The 16,058-nt window shown below is 73.5% G+C and carries 12 protein-coding genes; 4 read left to right on the top strand and 8 right to left on the bottom strand.

From position 1 onward, the window contains the following. Positions 1-29 precede the first annotated feature (29 nt). The 7 genes from sucD to IEZ11_RS28310 all read right to left on the bottom strand — a co-directional run bounded on the left by sucD (position 30) and on the right by IEZ11_RS28310 (position 9,117). Positions 30-914 carry a succinate--CoA ligase subunit alpha gene (gene sucD, locus IEZ11_RS28340; RefSeq protein ID WP_189265737.1) on the bottom strand — a complete coding sequence of 295 codons (885 nt, stop codon included), beginning with the start codon at positions 912-914 and terminating at the stop codon, positions 30-32. A 26-nt stretch (positions 915-940) separates the two neighbouring features. Further along, positions 941-2,122: an ADP-forming succinate--CoA ligase subunit beta gene (gene sucC / locus IEZ11_RS28335; protein WP_189265736.1), complete on the bottom strand. Its 1,182-nt coding sequence runs from the start codon at positions 2,120-2,122 to the stop codon at positions 941-943. Between the two features lie 449 nt (positions 2,123-2,571). Beyond that, positions 2,572-2,895 carry a hypothetical protein gene (locus tag IEZ11_RS28330; protein WP_189265735.1) on the bottom strand — a complete coding sequence of 108 codons (324 nt, stop codon included), beginning with the start codon at positions 2,893-2,895 and terminating at the stop codon, positions 2,572-2,574. A 233-nt stretch (positions 2,896-3,128) separates the two neighbouring features. Continuing rightward, on the bottom strand, positions 3,129-3,950 hold the full coding sequence (locus tag IEZ11_RS28325; protein WP_189265734.1) for a hypothetical protein: 822 nt from the start codon (positions 3,948-3,950) through the stop codon (positions 3,129-3,131). Between the two features lie 237 nt (positions 3,951-4,187). Continuing rightward, positions 4,188-5,393, bottom strand: coding sequence for a VWA domain-containing protein (locus IEZ11_RS28320; RefSeq protein ID WP_189265733.1), 1,206 nt, complete (start codon positions 5,391-5,393; stop codon positions 4,188-4,190). Between the two features lie 2 nt (positions 5,394-5,395). Then, positions 5,396-8,002, bottom strand: a complete 2,607-nt coding sequence (locus IEZ11_RS28315) for a DUF5682 family protein (RefSeq protein WP_189265732.1) — start codon at positions 8,000-8,002, stop codon at positions 5,396-5,398. Next, a complete protein-coding gene (locus tag IEZ11_RS28310; protein ID WP_189265731.1) occupies positions 7,999-9,117 on the bottom strand; it encodes an ATP-binding protein in 1,119 nt (372 codons plus the stop codon). Before IEZ11_RS28310 ends, IEZ11_RS28315 begins: the two co-directional genes overlap by 4 nt. A gap of 132 nt (positions 9,118-9,249) precedes the next feature. Between IEZ11_RS28310 and IEZ11_RS28305 the strand changes: the two genes are divergently transcribed. Together IEZ11_RS28305 and IEZ11_RS28300 are read left to right on the top strand one after the other, a co-directional pair. Further along, a complete protein-coding gene (locus IEZ11_RS28305) occupies positions 9,250-10,605 on the top strand; it encodes an SWIM zinc finger family protein (protein WP_189265730.1) in 1,356 nt (451 codons plus the stop codon). A gap of 450 nt (positions 10,606-11,055) precedes the next feature. Then, a complete protein-coding gene (locus tag IEZ11_RS28300) occupies positions 11,056-12,648 on the top strand; it encodes a DUF5691 domain-containing protein (RefSeq protein WP_189265729.1) in 1,593 nt (530 codons plus the stop codon). A gap of 95 nt (positions 12,649-12,743) precedes the next feature. On the opposite strand, the gene icmB is transcribed toward IEZ11_RS28300, so the two are convergent. Beyond that, positions 12,744-13,160, bottom strand: coding sequence for a coenzyme B12-dependent isobutyryl CoA mutase small subunit (icmB, locus tag IEZ11_RS28295; RefSeq protein WP_189265728.1), 417 nt, complete (start codon positions 13,158-13,160; stop codon positions 12,744-12,746). Positions 13,161-13,484: 324 nt separating this feature from the next. On the opposite strand from icmB, the gene IEZ11_RS28290 reads away from it, so the two are divergent. After that, positions 13,485-14,351, top strand: a complete 867-nt coding sequence (locus IEZ11_RS28290) for an esterase/lipase family protein (protein WP_189265727.1) — start codon at positions 13,485-13,487, stop codon at positions 14,349-14,351. 221 nt (positions 14,352-14,572) lie between these two features. Further along, positions 14,573-16,021 carry a M23 family metallopeptidase gene (locus IEZ11_RS28285; RefSeq protein WP_189265726.1) on the top strand — a complete coding sequence of 483 codons (1,449 nt, stop codon included), beginning with the start codon at positions 14,573-14,575 and terminating at the stop codon, positions 16,019-16,021. The last annotated feature ends 37 nt before the right edge of the window (positions 16,022-16,058 follow it).

Raw genomic sequence — 16,058 nt, 5'->3', positions numbered from 1 at the left:
GGCCTACCGGCGTACCTCTATGGCGTTGTTCAGCCGGCCAGGATCTCGCGGGCCAGCTTCGCCGTCTCGGTCGGGGTCTTGCCGACCTTGACGCCCGCGGCCTCCAGGGCCTCCTTCTTCGCCTGGGCGGTGCCCGACGAACCGGAGACGATGGCGCCGGCGTGGCCCATGGTCTTGCCCTCGGGCGCGGTGAAGCCCGCGACGTAACCGACGACCGGCTTGGTCACGTTCTTCGCGATGAAGTCCGCGGCCCGCTCCTCGGCGTCGCCGCCGATCTCACCGATCATCACGATCAGGTCGGTGTCGGGGTCGGCCTCGAACGCGGCGAGCGCGTCGATGTGCGTGGTGCCGATGATCGGGTCGCCACCGATGCCGACGGCGGTCGAGAAGCCGATGTCACGCAGCTCGTACATCATCTGGTACGTCAGCGTGCCGGACTTCGAGACCAGGCCGATACGGCCCGGCTTGGTGATGTCGCCCGGGATGATGCCCACGTTGGACTGGCCGACGGTGATGATGCCGGGGCAGTTCGGGCCGATGATCCGGGTCTTGTTGCCCTTCTTGCCGGCGTACGCCCAGAACGACGCCGAGTCGTGCACGGCGATGCCCTCGGTGATCACGACGGCCAGCGGGATCTCGGCGTCGATGGCCTCGACGACCGCGTCCTTGGTGAACTTCTCCGGCACGAAGATGACGGAGACGTTGGCGCCGGTGGCCTCGATGGCCTCCTTGACGGTGCCGAAGACCGGTACCTCGGTGCCGTCGAAGTCGACCTTCTGACCGGCCTTGCGCGGGTTCACGCCGCCCACGACGTTGGTGCCGTCGCTCAGCATGAGCTTGGTGTGCTTCATGCCAGTGGCGCCGGTCATGCCCTGGACGATGACCTTGCTGTCCTTGTTGAGCCAGATAGCCATGGTGTGTTTGTCCTCGTCCTGTGTGCTTACTTGGCGGCGTTTGCCAGCTCGGCGGCCTTGTCGGCCGCACCGTCCATGGTGTCGACGCGCTGCACCAGCGGGTGGTTCGCGTCGGTGAGGATCTTGCGGCCCAGCTCGGCGTTGTTGCCGTCGAGGCGGACGACGAGCGGCTTGGAGACGTCCTCGCCGCGGTCCTCCAGGAGCTTCAGGGCCTGCACGATGCCGTTGGCGACCTCGTCGCAGGCGGTGATGCCACCGAAGACGTTGACGAAGACCGACTTGACGTCGGGGTCGCCCAGGATGATCTCCAGGCCGTTGGCCATGACCTGGGCGGAGGCGCCACCGCCGATGTCGAGGAAGTTGGCGGGCTTCACGCCACCGTGGTTCTCACCGGCGTACGCGACGACGTCCAGGGTGCTCATGACGAGACCCGCGCCGTTGCCGATGATGCCGACCTCGCCGTCGAGCTTGACGTAGTTGAGGTTCTTCTCCTTGGCGGCGGCCTCCAGCGGGTTGGCCGCGGCCTTGTCGTGGAGCTCCGCCCAGTCCGCGTGGCGGAACTCGGCGTTGTCGTCCAGCGACACCTTGCCGTCCAGGGCGATGACGTCACCGGAGGCGACCTTCGCCAGCGGGTTCACCTCGACGAGGAGGGCGTCCTCCTTGATGAAGGTGTCCCACAGCGTGACGAGGACGTCGGCGACCTTGTCGGCGACCTCGGCCGGGAACTTCGCCGCGGCGACGATCTCCTTGGCCTTGGCCAGGTCCACACCGTCGATCGCGTCGATCGGCGTCTGGGCGACGGCGTCCGGACGGGTGGCCGCGACCTCCTCGATCTCCATGCCGCCCTCGACGGACGCGATGGAGAGGAAGGTGCGGTTGGCACGGTCGAGGAGGAAGGAGACGTAGTACTCCTCGAGGATCTCCGGGGCGGTCTCGGCGATCATCACCTTGTGGACCGTGTGGCCCTTGATGTCCATGCCGAGGATGTCCGTCGCCCGGGCGACGGCCTCGTCCGCGGAGGCGGCCAGCTTGACGCCACCGGCCTTGCCGCGGCCACCGACCTTCACCTGCGCCTTGACGACCGACTTGCCGCCCAGCCGCTCGGTGATCGCGCGCGCCGCCTCAGGCGTGTCGATGACTTCACCGGCCAGCACCGGTACATCGTGCTTGGCGAAGAGGTCCCTCGCCTGGTACTCGAACAGGTCCACGCGCTTCCGTCCCTATCAGTGATCTCGCGGTTCGTTGGATGCGTGGGCGTGCCGCGAAGGGCAACGTGACGTCCGCATGAGTCACAAGGGGGGCGCACACGGTGTCCGAGGGCGCGGCATGTCCGTCTCGCAGATTATCGCCGCTCACGGGGGCTCCCTAAATCGAGGGTCACACCTGAGCGGTGATACCTGTCACATGATGCCGGGTATCCCCGGTTCCGGTGGCACGGCGTGCCGCCTTCCGTGTGATGTGCGAGGCCTCACCGGGCTGGGGTTGGCCCGGTGAGGCCTCAGGCCCCGAGGATTTCGGGTCCTCGGGGCGGGCGGCCGCACCCCGTCCCATGGGGGAGGGCCGGCCCGAACCGTGGGCTTCCGGCCGGACGGACCGACGGCGTTCGGCCGCCCGCGCCGGGCCACCCACGGAGTCACGGAGAGCCGGTCACCCGCGGCTACGCCTCACGGCCGGCCTCCGGGGCCATGGGGGTGACGGCCGACGGGAACGGGAGGTGGCCGGGGACGGTGTCCGCGAGCATGTGCGCCGCGCGGTTCTGGAGGGCCTGGGCATGGTCCCGGGCGGTGGCCTGTGCCCTGGCCGTGGCCGTCGCGGCGCGGGCCGCACGGGCGCCCTGGATGGCCTGGGCGCCGCGGATCCGGGCCGCACGGCCCGATCCGGCGGGCGGTTCCTCGGCGCCGGCCGCTGCGGGCCTGCCGAACGCCCACGCCCAGCTCCCGCCGGCGGCTGTGACCAGGGAACGGCCGATGTACTCGTTCATATGTGCGTCAGTCCTTCGGGGCTCCGGCGCGTTCACCACGCGACCGCGGAGCCGGGAGAGCTTCCGGTGAGGCCGGAAGCACGGCTGGGGACATCGCCGCCCGGAGCGCCCGGCAGGGGAACCGAGGCGTGTTCACGGAGTCCGGATGGGGGATCCGCGGGGGTCCGGACGGGCGGGCAGACCTGTTCCGCCCCCGCGCGACAGGTCTGTGGCGGGGAAGGTGGTCGCCGGTCCTAGCCGGGGAAGACGGGGACGTCCCGGTACCTGTCCCTGGTACCGGCCGCGTCGAGGCGCGCGGCGGTGCCGGGCGCGAGACCGAGCGGCGCCCGGTCGGTGAAGGTCACGACGTGCGCGTCGGCGTGCCGGGAGGCCGTGCCGTCGACCGCCGCCTTGCCCAGCGCGCCGTCCGGGTCCCCGGGCGGCGCGTGGTGCGCGGGAGCGTCGACGGCGCGCACCGCACGGTGGCCGCCGGCCTGCGCCGCCCCGCCGGGCCTGACGGGTACGGCGGTGATCCGCGGCCCGTACGACACGGCGGTGGTCGCCGCCGCCTCGGTCTCGGTACGGGACCTCTCGCGTCCGGCGTCGTGCGTGACCGGCGTCCCGGCGTGCGTGGGCCGGGGTGCCGGCTTCGGCGTCACCGGGGCCGGTGCCGGGGCCGACCCGGCCGGCGGCTCGGAGACGACGGGAAGTTCCGGCACCTGCACCACGACCACGGGCAGGTGCGTCACCTGCCGCACCGCCCCGGTCACGGTGGCGGTCACCGTCTCGGCCACGGACCGGACGACTTCGTGGACGCTGTCCACCACCGGTGCCACCGTCACGAGAGGCACCTCCGGCACCTCCGGCACTTCCGGCACCCCAGGCACCCGACGGGGCGTCAGCACGTCCCGCGGCGGCAGCTGCTGGGTCACCACCGACACCGGTGACGGAGTCGGAGGCGCGCCCTCGGCCGCCTGTGCCCGTTGCCCGCAGAGGAGTCCGAGGGCGAGCAGTCCGCCGACCAGCAGCGCCAGTTGCAGCGCGCGCCGGCCCGGCACCGTACGCGACACGCGCACGGCGGCACCGGGCAGAACTGCTGGCGAGGTCAAGACGGGGAGGACCCTCCCGTGCGGCGGAACAGGGCAGACGTGGCCCGACGGCGTGAAGGCCGGTGAAAGACCAGTGGAGACTTCGATCCTTGCACGGGACTCCCGAGGTTGCGCAAGTCCCCCGATACCGATGGGCACTCATGTCCGTTTTGACGGCCCGCGCCGGTCCTCACCGAGTCGACAAGTCACCCCCCGGACGCGGCATCACACGGTGTCCGGCACCGGAATCGGCCGCTTCTCGATCGCCGCCGCCATCACCTCGGGGAAGAGGTCGGGTGTGCAGGCGAACGCCGGTGCCCCGAGCGCCGCGAGCGCCGCCGCGTGTTCCCGGTCGTACGCCGGCGCCCCCTCGTCCGACAGCGCGAGCAGCGCCACGAACTGCACCCCCGACGCCTTCATCGCCGCGACCCGTTTCAGCATCTCGTTCCGGATCCCGCCCTCGTAGAGGTCGCTGATGAGGACGACGACGGTCTCCGCCGGCCGGGTGATCTGCGACTGGCAGTACGCCAGCGCCCGGTTGATGTCCGTACCGCCGCCGAGCTGGGTGCCGAACAGGACGTCCACCGGGTCGTCGAGCTGGTCGGTGAGGTCGACCACCGCGGTGTCGAAGACGACGAGCCGGGTGTCGATCGACCGCATGGACGCCAGCACCGCCCCGAACACCGACGCGTACACAACCGACGCGGCCATCGACCCGGACTGGTCGATGCAGAGCACCACTTCCTTCTTCACCGACCGCGACGCCCGCCCGTACCCGATCAGCCGCTCCGGCACGATCGTCCGGTACTCGGGCAGGTAGTGCTTGAGATTGGCCGAGATCGTGCGGTTCCAGTCGATGTCGTGGTGGCGCGGCCGGCTGATGCGGGCGCTGCGGTCGAGCGCGCCGGTGAGGGTGGCCCGGGTACGGGTGGCCAGCCGCTTCTCCAGGTCCTCGACGACCTTGCGGACGACCGCCCGTGCCGTCTCCTTCGTCGTCTCCGGCATCGCCTTGTTGAGCGAGAGCAGGGTGCCGACCAGGTGTACGTCCGCCTCCACCGCCTCCAGCATCTCCGGTTCGAGCAGCAGCGAGGCCAGCCCCAGCCGGTCGATGGCGTCCCGCTGCATGACCTGGACGACGGAGGACGGGAAGTACGTCCGGATGTCCCCGAGCCAGCGCGCCACCGACGGCGCCGACGCCCCGAGCCCCGCCGAACGCTCCCGCCCCGACTGCGGTTTGTCCCCTTTGCCGTACAGCGCGGTCAGCGTCCCGTCCATCGCCGCGTCCCGCCCGGACAGCGCGCACCCGGTCCCGTCGGCGGCCTCGCCCCCGAGCACCAGCCGCCAGCGCCGCAGCCGCTCCTGCCCCGGATCACCGGCTCCGGTGCCGCTTTCCACCGCATCCACCGCATCCGCCGCGTCCGCCGCGTCCATGGTCATCTCCCCGCCCCCACAAGGTCGTTCTCCGGTTCCTCCGCATCGGGTGCGTCGAGGCCGAGCAGCAGGCGCAGCACCGGCAGTACGGCGTCGGCACGCTCGGCGTCCGCCTCGGCGCCGAATCCGGGTGTCCCGCCCGCCTGCCCCGCTCCCCCGTGGAGCCGCTCCCCCGGGCCGCGACGCACCAGCTCGCCGATCGTCCGGCGCACCCCCGGCTCGTACACCGAGAACGTCCGCCGCAGCAGCGGCAGCACGTCCGTGAACGCCTCCACCGGCACCCCGGTCAGCCATGCGTCAACTAGGCCGAGCAGCCGCTCGTCGTGCACCAGCAGCATCCCGCCCCCGCCGCTCCCGCCGACGAACCCCTCGATCCAGGCGGCCGCGTCCGCCGGCGGGGTCCCTGGCGAGAGCACCAGCCCCATCAGCCGCGCCGCCTCCTCCGCCGCCAGCTCGCCCTCGTCCAGCAGAATCCGCACGGCCCGCCCCCGCAGCACCCCGGGCACGGTCTCCCGCCCCGACAACGTGCGCAGCACGGCCCGCCAGCGAAGCCGAAGATCCCGACGACCGCCCCCGGCGACCATCCCGGCCCGGTCCCCGGCCGCGGCAGGGTCCTCGGCCCCGGTCCGGTCCTCGGCCCCGGCACGGGCCTCCGCCGCGGCACGGTCCTCGGCCCCGGCACGGGCCTCCGCCGCGGCAGGGTTCGCTGCGCTGGCGCGGTCCTTCGCCGCGGTCCTGGTTTCCGTCCCGCCTCCGGTCTCCGCGAGCAGTCCGACCGCCGTGTGCACCGCGTCCACATGGCCGCGCATCTCCTCGGCCGCGTCCGGGTCGAGGGCGGCGCAGGCCGGCGGGAGGCCGACGAAGACCCGCTCGGCGAGGCCCGCGGCGACCTCGGCGAGCGCCTCGGTGCCGGTGCCCCGGACGTCGCCGTAGCGCAGGGAGCGGACCAGGGCCGGCAGGGCCTGGGCGAGTCGGCCGACGTCCGTGTCCAGCGCGGCCCGGTCGGCGAGCACCCGCATCACCACCGGCAGCGCGTCCGGCAGCCCGGCGAGCAGGCAGTGCTCGGCGAGCCCGGTGACCTCGGCGAGGGCGCTCGCGTGCAGCGCGTCGCCTTCTGCCCTGGCCGTCGCGGCGCCCTCTACGGTGGTCCCCCACACCCCGGCCTCGGCCACCCGCACCGACAGCTCCGGCTCCCAGCGCAGCCGCCAGGTCTCCCGGAACGTGCCCGTGCTCCCCCGCGACCGCACCGGCTCGCCCCAGCCGACACCGAGCAGCCGCAGCCGGTGCAGCAGCCTGCTGCGCCCGGCGTCGGTCTCCTTGCGCAGGTCGAGCTCCAGTTCCCGCTCCAGCGCCTCCGGCTTGAGCCTGAGCCTGCGCTGCTCCCGGCCCAGGTCCCGCTGCAACGGCACCGCGGGCGCCGCCTCCGGCACCTCCCCCAGCACGTCCCCGACCACCAGCCGGTCGTGCACCAGCGCCAGCGGCACGTCCGAGCCCTCGCACAGCACCGCCCGCACCGCGTCGGTCGTCTCCCCGAGACCGGGCAGCGGGCGGCCGCGCATCACCGCGAGCGTCTCGGCCAGCCGTACCGCCTCGATGACATGGGCCGAGGAGACGATCCGGTCCTCCTCGCGGAGCAGTCCGGCGACCTTGGTGAGCCACCGCTCGACCGGGCGGTCCGGGGCCCGGAACAGGTGGCCGTACCAGCCCGGCGAGTCGATGCCCGCGCCGTAGCCGCTCGCCCGGGCCAGCCGGCGGTTGGTCCACGGCACCCAGGTCATGTCCGTCCTGACCTTGGGCAGCCCCTTCAGCAGGTCCCTGTCGGCCGCGACGGTGCTCCTCGCGCGCAGCGCCGGCACGTGCCACGCGCCGCACACCACCGCGACCTGCTCCCCGAACTCCCGCTGGGCGGAGCGTAGTCGGAGACGCATGTACGCCTCCCGCACGGGATCCCGGTCACGGCCACCGGCGCCGTACGTCTCCCGCAGCGCCCCCATCGCCTCCGCCACCGCGGCGAACGGCGCGAACGCGTCCCGCTCGCCGGGGCCGCCGCGGTGCTCGACGACGTCCTCCCACCAGCGCTCGGCATCGTCGTAACCGGCAGCGGCGGCGAGGGCGGCGAGCGGGTCCACACGCAGTTGCCGCCCGGCATCGGCAGCCGCCCCGTCGGTGTCAGCGCCGCCGGCATCCGCCCCGTCGGTGTCTGCCGCCTCGCCGTCGGCCTCCGGAGTCGCGGTCGCGGTTCCCTCTTCCCTCCCCCAGGCCAGCGTGTGCGTGGCCGGCAGGTCGATGAAGCGGGCCGGGACCCGGTGCTCCAGCGCCCAGCGGATGGCCACCCACTCGGGGCTGAAGTCGGCCAGCGGCCAGAACGCCGAGCGGCCGGGCTCGTCCACGGCGTGCGCGAGGAGCGCGACCGGTGGCCGCATCTCCGGGTCGGCGGCCAACGGGATCAGCGTGTCGGCCTCGGGCGGTCCCTCGATCAGCACCGCCCGCGGCCGTGCGGCGTCCAGCGCGGCCCGCACCGCCCGCGCCGAGCCGGGCCCGTGGTGCCGTACCCCCAGCAGCAGCGGCCCGGGACCGGGCGACCGCCGCCACGCCGTGTCGTCGCTCATACGCTCACCTCACGGCAGGCACGGTAGAAGTCCTTCCAGCCGTCCCGCTCGCGGACCACCGTCTCCAGGTACTCCTGCCAGATGACCCGGTCGGCGGCCGGGTCGCGGACGACGGCCCCGAGGATGCCGGCCGCGATGTCGCCGGCCCGCAGCACGCCGTCCCCGAAGTGGGCGGCCAGGGCCAGACCGTTGGTGACCACGGAGATCGCCTCGGCGGTGGAGAGCGTGCCGCTCGGCGACTTGAGCTTGGTGCGGCCGTCGGCGGTGACGCCGTCGCGCAGCTCGCGGAAGACGGTGACCACCCGGCGGATCTCCGCGATGCCGTCGGGCACGGCGGGCAGGTCCAGGGAGCGGCCGATCTGGTCGACGCGGCGCGCGACGATGTCCACCTCGGCGTCCGGGCTCTCCGGCAGCGGCAGCACCACGGTGTTGAAGCGGCGGCGCAGCGCGCTGGAGAGGTCGTTGACGCCCCGGTCGCGGTCGTTGGCGGTGGCGATCAGGTTGAAGCCCCGGACCGCCTGCACCTCCTGGCCCAGCTCGGGAATGGGCAGGGTCTTCTCGGACAGGATCGTGATCAGGGTGTCCTGCACGTCGGCGGGGATCCGGGTCAGCTCCTCCACTCTCGCCGTCATCCCGTCCGCCATGGCCCGCATGACCGGGCTGGGCACCAGGGCGTCCCGGCTCGGGCCGTGCGCCAGCAGCTGCGCGTAGTTCCAGCCGTAGCGGATCGCCTCCTCCGGGGTGCCGGCCGTGCCCTGCACGAGCAGCGTCGAGTCGCCGCTGACGGCGGCCGCCAGGTGCTCGGAGACCCAGGTCTTGGCGGTGCCGGGCACGCCGAGCAGGAGCAGGGCGCGGTCGGTGGCGAGGGTGGTGACGGCGACCTCGACGATGCGGCGCGGGCCGACGTACTTCGGCGAGATCACCGTGCCGTCCGGCAGTGTGCCGCCGAGCAGATAGGTGGCCACCGCCCACGGCGACAGCTTCCAGCGGGCCGGGCGGGGCCGGTCGTCCTGCGCGGCCAGCGCGGCCAGCTCGGCGGCGAAGGCGTGCTCGGCGTGCGGCCGCAACGCGCCCTCGGTCGTCGTCGGGTCGGTCGTCTCCACGGACACAGTCATGGCTGAGGCCCCCTCCAGCTCGGCCGGTTCGGATCTGGTGTCCACCGTGCACCACGCCACTGACAATCGCTCTGACCTGCACAGACGCGCCCGCTGGGGCGATTGTCAGTGGCGGGATCTACCTTCGATGACATGACTCAGCAGGGGGTGCGCTGGAGTGCGGACCAGGTGCTGGCCTTGGCGCCTGACGCCGCGTCACGCAAAGCGGGAAGCAGACTCGGAGCGGCGGGACCGTGGTCCGGGACCGGGAGTTGCGAGGAGGGGACGGTATGGGGGCTGTGCAAGGGCAGCGGCAGCAAGCCGTACCAGACGATCGTGGACATCGCCGACCCGGCGGGTCCCGCCTACAAGTGCAGTTGCCCGAGCCGGAAGTTCCCCTGCAAGCACGCCCTCGGACTGCTGCTGCTCTGGGCGGGTGAGGAGGACTCGGTGCCGGCGGCGCGGCAGCCGCCGGACTGGGCCGAGCAGTGGATCGCGGGCAGACGCAGGCGCGCGGAGGACAAACGGTCGGCGGACGGCGGGAGTTCCCCGGCCGCCGCCGATCCCGAGGCGGCCCGGCGCCGGGCGGAGAAGCGGGCCGAGCGGATCACGGCGGGCGCCACCGAGTTGGAGCAGCGCCTGTCCGACCTGCTGCGCGGCGGCCTGGCCACGGCCGAGCAGGCGGGGTACGGGCTGTGGGAGGAGACCGCGGCCCGCATGGTGGACGCCCAGGCCCCCGGACTGGCGGGCCGGGTGCGGGAGTTGGGGGCAATACCGGGCTCCGGTCCGGGCTGGCCGGTGCGGCTCCTGGAGGAGTGCGCGCTGCTTCACCTCCTCGACCAGGGCTGGCTGCACCGTGACCGGCTCCCGGCGGGCCTCGCGGCCACGGTCCGCTCCCGTGTCGGCCTGCCCGCCCCCGCGGACGGCCCGCCGGTGCGTGACCGCTGGCTGGTCCTCGCCCAGTACGACACGGCGGACGCGAAGCTGACGACCCGCCGGATCTGGCTGCACGGCGCCGACTCGGGCCGTACCGCACTGCTGCTCTCCTACGGCGCGGCCGGCCGCGCCCCCGAGCTGGCGCTGCCGGTCGGCCTCGCCCTGGAGGCGGAGCTGTCCGCCTATCCGGGCGCGGGCCGGCACCGGGCGACGCTGGGCGACCGGTTCGCGGCCCCCGTGCCCCTGTCGATACGGCCACCGGGCGTGCCGACGGCACAGGCCGTGGCCCGGTACGGGGAGGCGCTGCGCGACGATCCGTGGCTGGAGTCGGTGCCGGTGACACTGGACCGGGTCGTGCCCGTCCCGGACGGCGACTCCTGGCAGCTGGCGGACGCGGAGGGCGAGTCGGCGCTGCCCCTGGCTCCCGCCGCCCGTTCCGGGCCGGGTCTGTGGCGGCTGGTCGCGCTCTCGGGCGGCGCCCCGGTCACGGTCTTCGGCGAGTGCGGCCACCGCGGCTTCACCCCGCTGACGGCCTGGCCGGAGAAGGCGGGCGAGGCGGTACCGCTGTGCTGACGCGAGGCGGTACCGCTGTGCTGACCCGCCCGGCCCCCGATCCGCGTCGCACTCCGACCAACCCAGGGCCGGCGCAGCCACCCACCGGCACGCAGCGCAACCACCGCCCGCAAGCGACAGCCGCGTCCGGGGCGGCACAACCACCGTCCGGGGCGGCACAGCCACCATTCGGGGCGGCACAACAACCGTTCCGGGCAGGGCAGCCACCATTCGGGGCGGCACAGCCACCGTTCCAGGCGGCGCAGCCACCGTTCCAGGCGGCGCAGCCGCCGTTCGAGGGGCGCGGGGAACTGCGCGACCAGCCCCGACGCACCCGCACCCGGCCACCCACCGCTCACCGCTCACCGACCACCGCCCACCGCCCACCGCTGGCACCCGAACCGACCCGACACCGCCGCCCCGTACCCAACCGACTCGCCAGACTCACCGCACTCGCGGAAAGGGAACCCCGTGACCGCTTGGGAAGATCTCGTCACCACGGCGCTGCTGGGCACGGACCGGCGCCCGCCGACGACCGGCGGACCGCGCCGCGAGGCTCCCGCGGCCCTGCTGGACGAGGCGGCCGTGGCGACCGTACGACGACGGGCCGGGCTGCGTCCGGCCCGCGCCGCGCGCCGCCCCGAGCCGGCCCCCGCCGATCCGCGCCCCGCGCTGCCGGCCAGCGCGGCACACCGGCTGGCGATGCTGCTCTCCGACCGCCCGGGGACCGCTCCCGGCGGCCGCCGGGGCAGCTCGCCCGACCTGATGGAGCTGCTGCCGCAGTGGCTCGCCGCGGCCAACGCACGCGGGTTCGCCGCACCCCCGCAGAGCCTGCCCGCGCTGCTGGACGCGGCCCGGGGCCGTACCGACCTGCGGCCCGCCGCACTGGCCTTCGCCGGACCGCGCGCCCTGTGGCTGGCCCGGCTCAACCAGGACTGGCGGTTCGCCCTGCGCGCGGCCCCGGGCGGCGGCACGACCCTGCCCGGCCCCGAGGACGCCGAGGGGACAAGGCAGTTGTGGCAGGAGGGGCTGTTCGCCGAGCGGGTCGCGCTGCTGGCCGCCCTGCGGGCCCGTGCGCCCGAGGCTGCGCGCGAGCTGCTGGCCGGGACCTGGGCGACGGAGCGGGCCGAGGACCGGCTGATGTTCCTCGACTCGCTGCGCACGGGCCTGGCCGCCGGGGACGAGCCGTTCCTGGAACAGGCGCTGTCGGACCGGAGCCGCAACGTGCGGACGACGGCGGCGGAGCTGCTGTCCGCGCTGCCCGGCTCGGCGCTCGCCGGGCGGATGGCGGTGCGGGCCGGGGTGTGCGTGGCGGTCGACCGCACCGGGGACGGGCCGGTGGTCGCGGTGGAGGCCCCGCCGGAGTGCGACCCGGGGATGGAGCGCGACGGCGTCGTGGCCAAACCGCCGGCCGGGCGCGGCGAACGGTCGTGGTGGCTGGCGCAGTTGGTGGAGGCGGCCCCGCTCACCACCTGGCCGGCCCGGCTCGGTGGCCGTACCCCCGGGGAGATCGTGGCACTGCCGGTGGCGGACGGCTGGCAGGGCGAGCTGCACGCGGCCTGGTGCCGGGCCGCCGTACGGCAGCGGGACGCCGAGTGGGCGAGAGCGCTGCTCGGGGTCCCGGCGGCACCGGAGGCGGGCGGTCCGGGCGCGGTGTCCCTGGCCGAGCGGGCCAAGCTGCTGGGGACGCTGGAGGGCGCGGAGCGGGCCGACTGGGTGGCCGGTTTCATCGGGGCGCACGGTCTGTCGGAGGCGTTCCAGCTGCTCGGCATGTGCGCCGTACCGTGGTCCGGACCGCTCGGCCGGTCCGTGGTGGACGCCCTCAACATCGCGCGGGACGCGGGCAGTTACCCGTGGAGCTTCAGCGGGGTGATGGGCCTGGCCGAACGCTGCCTGGACCCCGCGGAGGCCGGCCGCCTGGACGCGCTCCTCGCCGTCCCGGACGAGCGCGAGGACGCGTCACCGGGAGCCGGCGGCTACTGGGCGGAAGCCTTCCAACGCCTGGTGACCACCCTGAGACTCCGGGCGGCCATGCTCGCGGAACTCGACACACCCGCCCCGTAAGGGGCGCGGGGAACTGCGCGACAAGCCACGACGGCGCCGCAGCCGACGACACACGCCCCGCCCCCCAAAAAAAGTCGGCCCCCCGCGAACGCGGCCTACGCCTCCGTCGGCTGCCGGACGTTCTCCCGGACCCACTCCACGATCGACACCGTCGTCGCCCCCGGCGTGAAGATCGCGGCGACGCCCTTCTCCTTGAGGGGAGCGATGTCGTCCTCGGGGATGATGCCGCCGCCGAAGACGAGGATGTCCTCGGCGTCACGCTGCTTGAGGAGGTCGATGACCGCGGCGAACAGGGTGTTGTGGGCGCCGGAGAGGATGGAGAGGCCGATGGCGTCGGCGTCCTCCTGGACGGCCGTGTCGACGATCTGTTCCGGCGTCTGGTGGAGCCCGGTGTAGATGACCTCCATGCCCGCGTCGCGCAGTGCCCGCGCGATGACCTTGGCACCGCGGTCGTGGCCGTCGAGCCCCGGTTTGGCCACCACCACACGGATCGGACCGGCTGCCACACCCATCACTGCCTCCATGACCATGGAACGAACACGCCAACATCCATCCGTACCGAGAAGTACCCCACATTCGACGCGTTCCGCCACCCGTCTCAAGTGAACGAACGTTATCTCCAGCATCCCGCAACCGGCAGTTTCGCGGAGGTTACAGAGGGGGAAATCACACACAGCGGGACACGTCAGGGAGCCGCAGCGTGGTCCGCGGGGCAGTACGGGCCCACGACGCGGCATGTCGCCGCATCCCGCCACCCCCGCCGCCTCCGCCCGGCCTCCCCACGAGGGCACACGGGGGACGGAGCCGTCCTCGGCGTGCCGACAGGAGGTCGGCCGATGAAGGTCACCGAGGCACTGGACCCTTTTCTCCCGTTCTGCCGCCGCCTCCTGCCCAGCAGACTCGCCGGTCTGTCGCTGGCCCTCCTGAAGTCGACGGCCCTGGAGGCCGCGATCCTCGCCGGACACCTGCTGCTCTACCCGACCGGCCTCACCCCGGAGCGCCGCCCGGCGGGGCCGCCCGCGCCGTCCGCGGAGCCCGACGACGGCCCGGCCCGGCTGCCGGTCCGGGCGGCCCCGCCGGTGGTGCTGCTGCACGGCTTCATCGACAACCGCTCGGTCTTCGTGCTGCTGCGCCGTTCCCTCGCCCAGCACGGCGGCCAGCGCGTCGAGTCGCTCAACTACTCGCCGCTGACCTGCGACATCCGTACCGCGGCCGAGTTGCTCGGCCGGCATCTGGAGGAGATCTGCGAGCGCACCGGCAGCGGCCGGGTCGACATCGTCGGGCACAGCCTGGGCGGACTGATCGCGCGCTACTACGTCCAGTGCCTCGGCGGTGACCTGCGCGTCCGCACCCTGGTGACGCTCGGCACCCCGCACTCCGGGACCCGGGTGGCGCCGCTCGCGGACGCGCATCCGATCGTGCGGCAGATGCGTCCCGGTTCGGAGGTGATCGAGGAGCTGGCCCGGCCCGCGCCCGGCTGCCGCACCCGGTTCGTGAGCTTCTGGAGCGACCTGGACTCGGTGATGGAGCCGGTGGAGACGGCCCGTATCGACCACCCGGACCTCCTGGCGACGAACGTGCGGGTGACCGGGATCGGCCACCTCGCCCTGCCCGTCCACCCGGCGATCGCGACCGGCATACGACAGGCCCTCGACGAGACCCACCCGGAGGAGCGGATCACGGGCGGCCTGACGGTGGCCTGACGGAGGCCTGACGGAGGTCCGGCGGAGGTCCGACGGAGGCCACTTCCTCGAACAATCATCGAACACAAGGCCAAACTCGCGCCCGTCGTCCCCCGAAACACGGCCGAATGCCCGTTTCCCGAAACAGCGAAACCTGTTGAAGATTGTCGCGCCCGTATACCGCCGGGTACAGTCGCCGCACTGCTCTGGCAGCCCCTGTTGTCGAGGCGAAAGAGAAGTTGGTGAACGACCGTCACCCGTCGGGGACCATGACCACCCCGGCTCCGGCTTCCGACGCCGATCCGGCGCACTACGCGTCGTACGGCACCCAGGAAGCCCAGTACGGCGACTTCACCACGTACGGCGACCACACCGCCGCCGATGCCTCGTTCCACAGCGATCCGCTCTTCGGCAGCCTCCCGGACCAGGGCCAGACCTCCGGCGCCTACGACGCCACGCAGTGGCAGACGGCCGGCGGCCAGACCCTGAACTACGACCCGTACGCGGCCCAGCACCACGCCGTCTACGACTCCGGCGCCTACGACAGCACCGCGTGGACCGTCCCGGCGCCGGCGCAGGAGACGGTCGCCGACACCAGCGGCCACTGGGACGCGAGCGCCTGGCTCCAGCCCGACCAGTCGGGCCCGGCGGGTGCGACCCAGCAGTGGGAGTGGGGCACCCAGGCGTTCGACAGCGGCGTGTACGACGCCACGCAGTGGAACTCCGACGGCACCCCGGCCCAGACCGCCGAACCCGGACACGAGCCTCCCTACGGGGAGTTCGAGGAGACCGGCGAGTTCCGGGAGTTCGAGGAGTCCACGGAGAGCTTCCCGGACGACGGGGAATTGGCGTCCACCGGTGAACTCCCTGAAGTAACGCCACTGCTGGACGACCAGGAAGAGATCGCCCCGGTCACGCCGTCGGCGACGACCCGCGCCGGATCCCGCGCCGGGGCGCGTTCCCGCCGCCGTACGCCTCCCAAGCGGTCCGCGCTGCTGACCGTCGCCGTGCCCTCCGTGTGCGTGATGGGGGTCGCCGGGATCGCGGCCGCCTCCGTCAACAGCCTGACCGACGACGGCAAGGACACCACGGCCTCCGCCTCGGACGCGCAGTCGGTGAAACCGTCCGCCGCCAACAGCAAGCTGGACGCCCAGCTCAGGACGCTCTCGGCGGGTGCCGACGACTTCGCCGACCGGGCCAGCCGGACGCAGGAGCGGATCGACCTCAAGGCCCAGCAGGAGTCCGAGAAGAAGAAGGCGGCGGCGGAGGCGGCCCGCAAGGAGCGGCTGCGTCCCAAGTACGTCCTTCCGGTCACCCAGAAGGGGCTCAGCGCCTACTTCGGCCAGGCCGGCGTGAACTGGATGTCCGTCCACACGGGCATCGACTTCCCCGTCTCCTACGGGACGACGGTCATGGCCGCGACCGACGGCGTCGTCTCCACCAAGTGGAACAGCGCCTACGGCAACATGATGATCGTGACGGCGAAGGACGGCACGGAGACGTGGTACTGCCACCTCTCGTCGTACCGCGTCGCCGCCGGTACGACGGTCAAGGCCGGCGATCCGATCGCGTACTCCGGGAACTCCGGGAACTCGACAGGACCGCACCTGCACTTCGAGGTGCGGCCGGCCGGAGGCGCCGCCATAGACCCGCTGCCGTGGCTGCGCAGCCACGGGCTCGACCCGACCTGACCCGGCCGGTACCTGCGGGCCCCGCCGCGGCGGGGCC

Origin of the sequence: Streptomyces fuscichromogenes (assembly GCF_014645815.1) — a bacterium.
Classification (GTDB): Bacteria; Actinomycetota; Actinomycetes; order Streptomycetales; family Streptomycetaceae; genus Streptomyces; species Streptomyces fuscichromogenes.
This window is presented reverse-complemented; position numbering and strand designations above follow the sequence as displayed.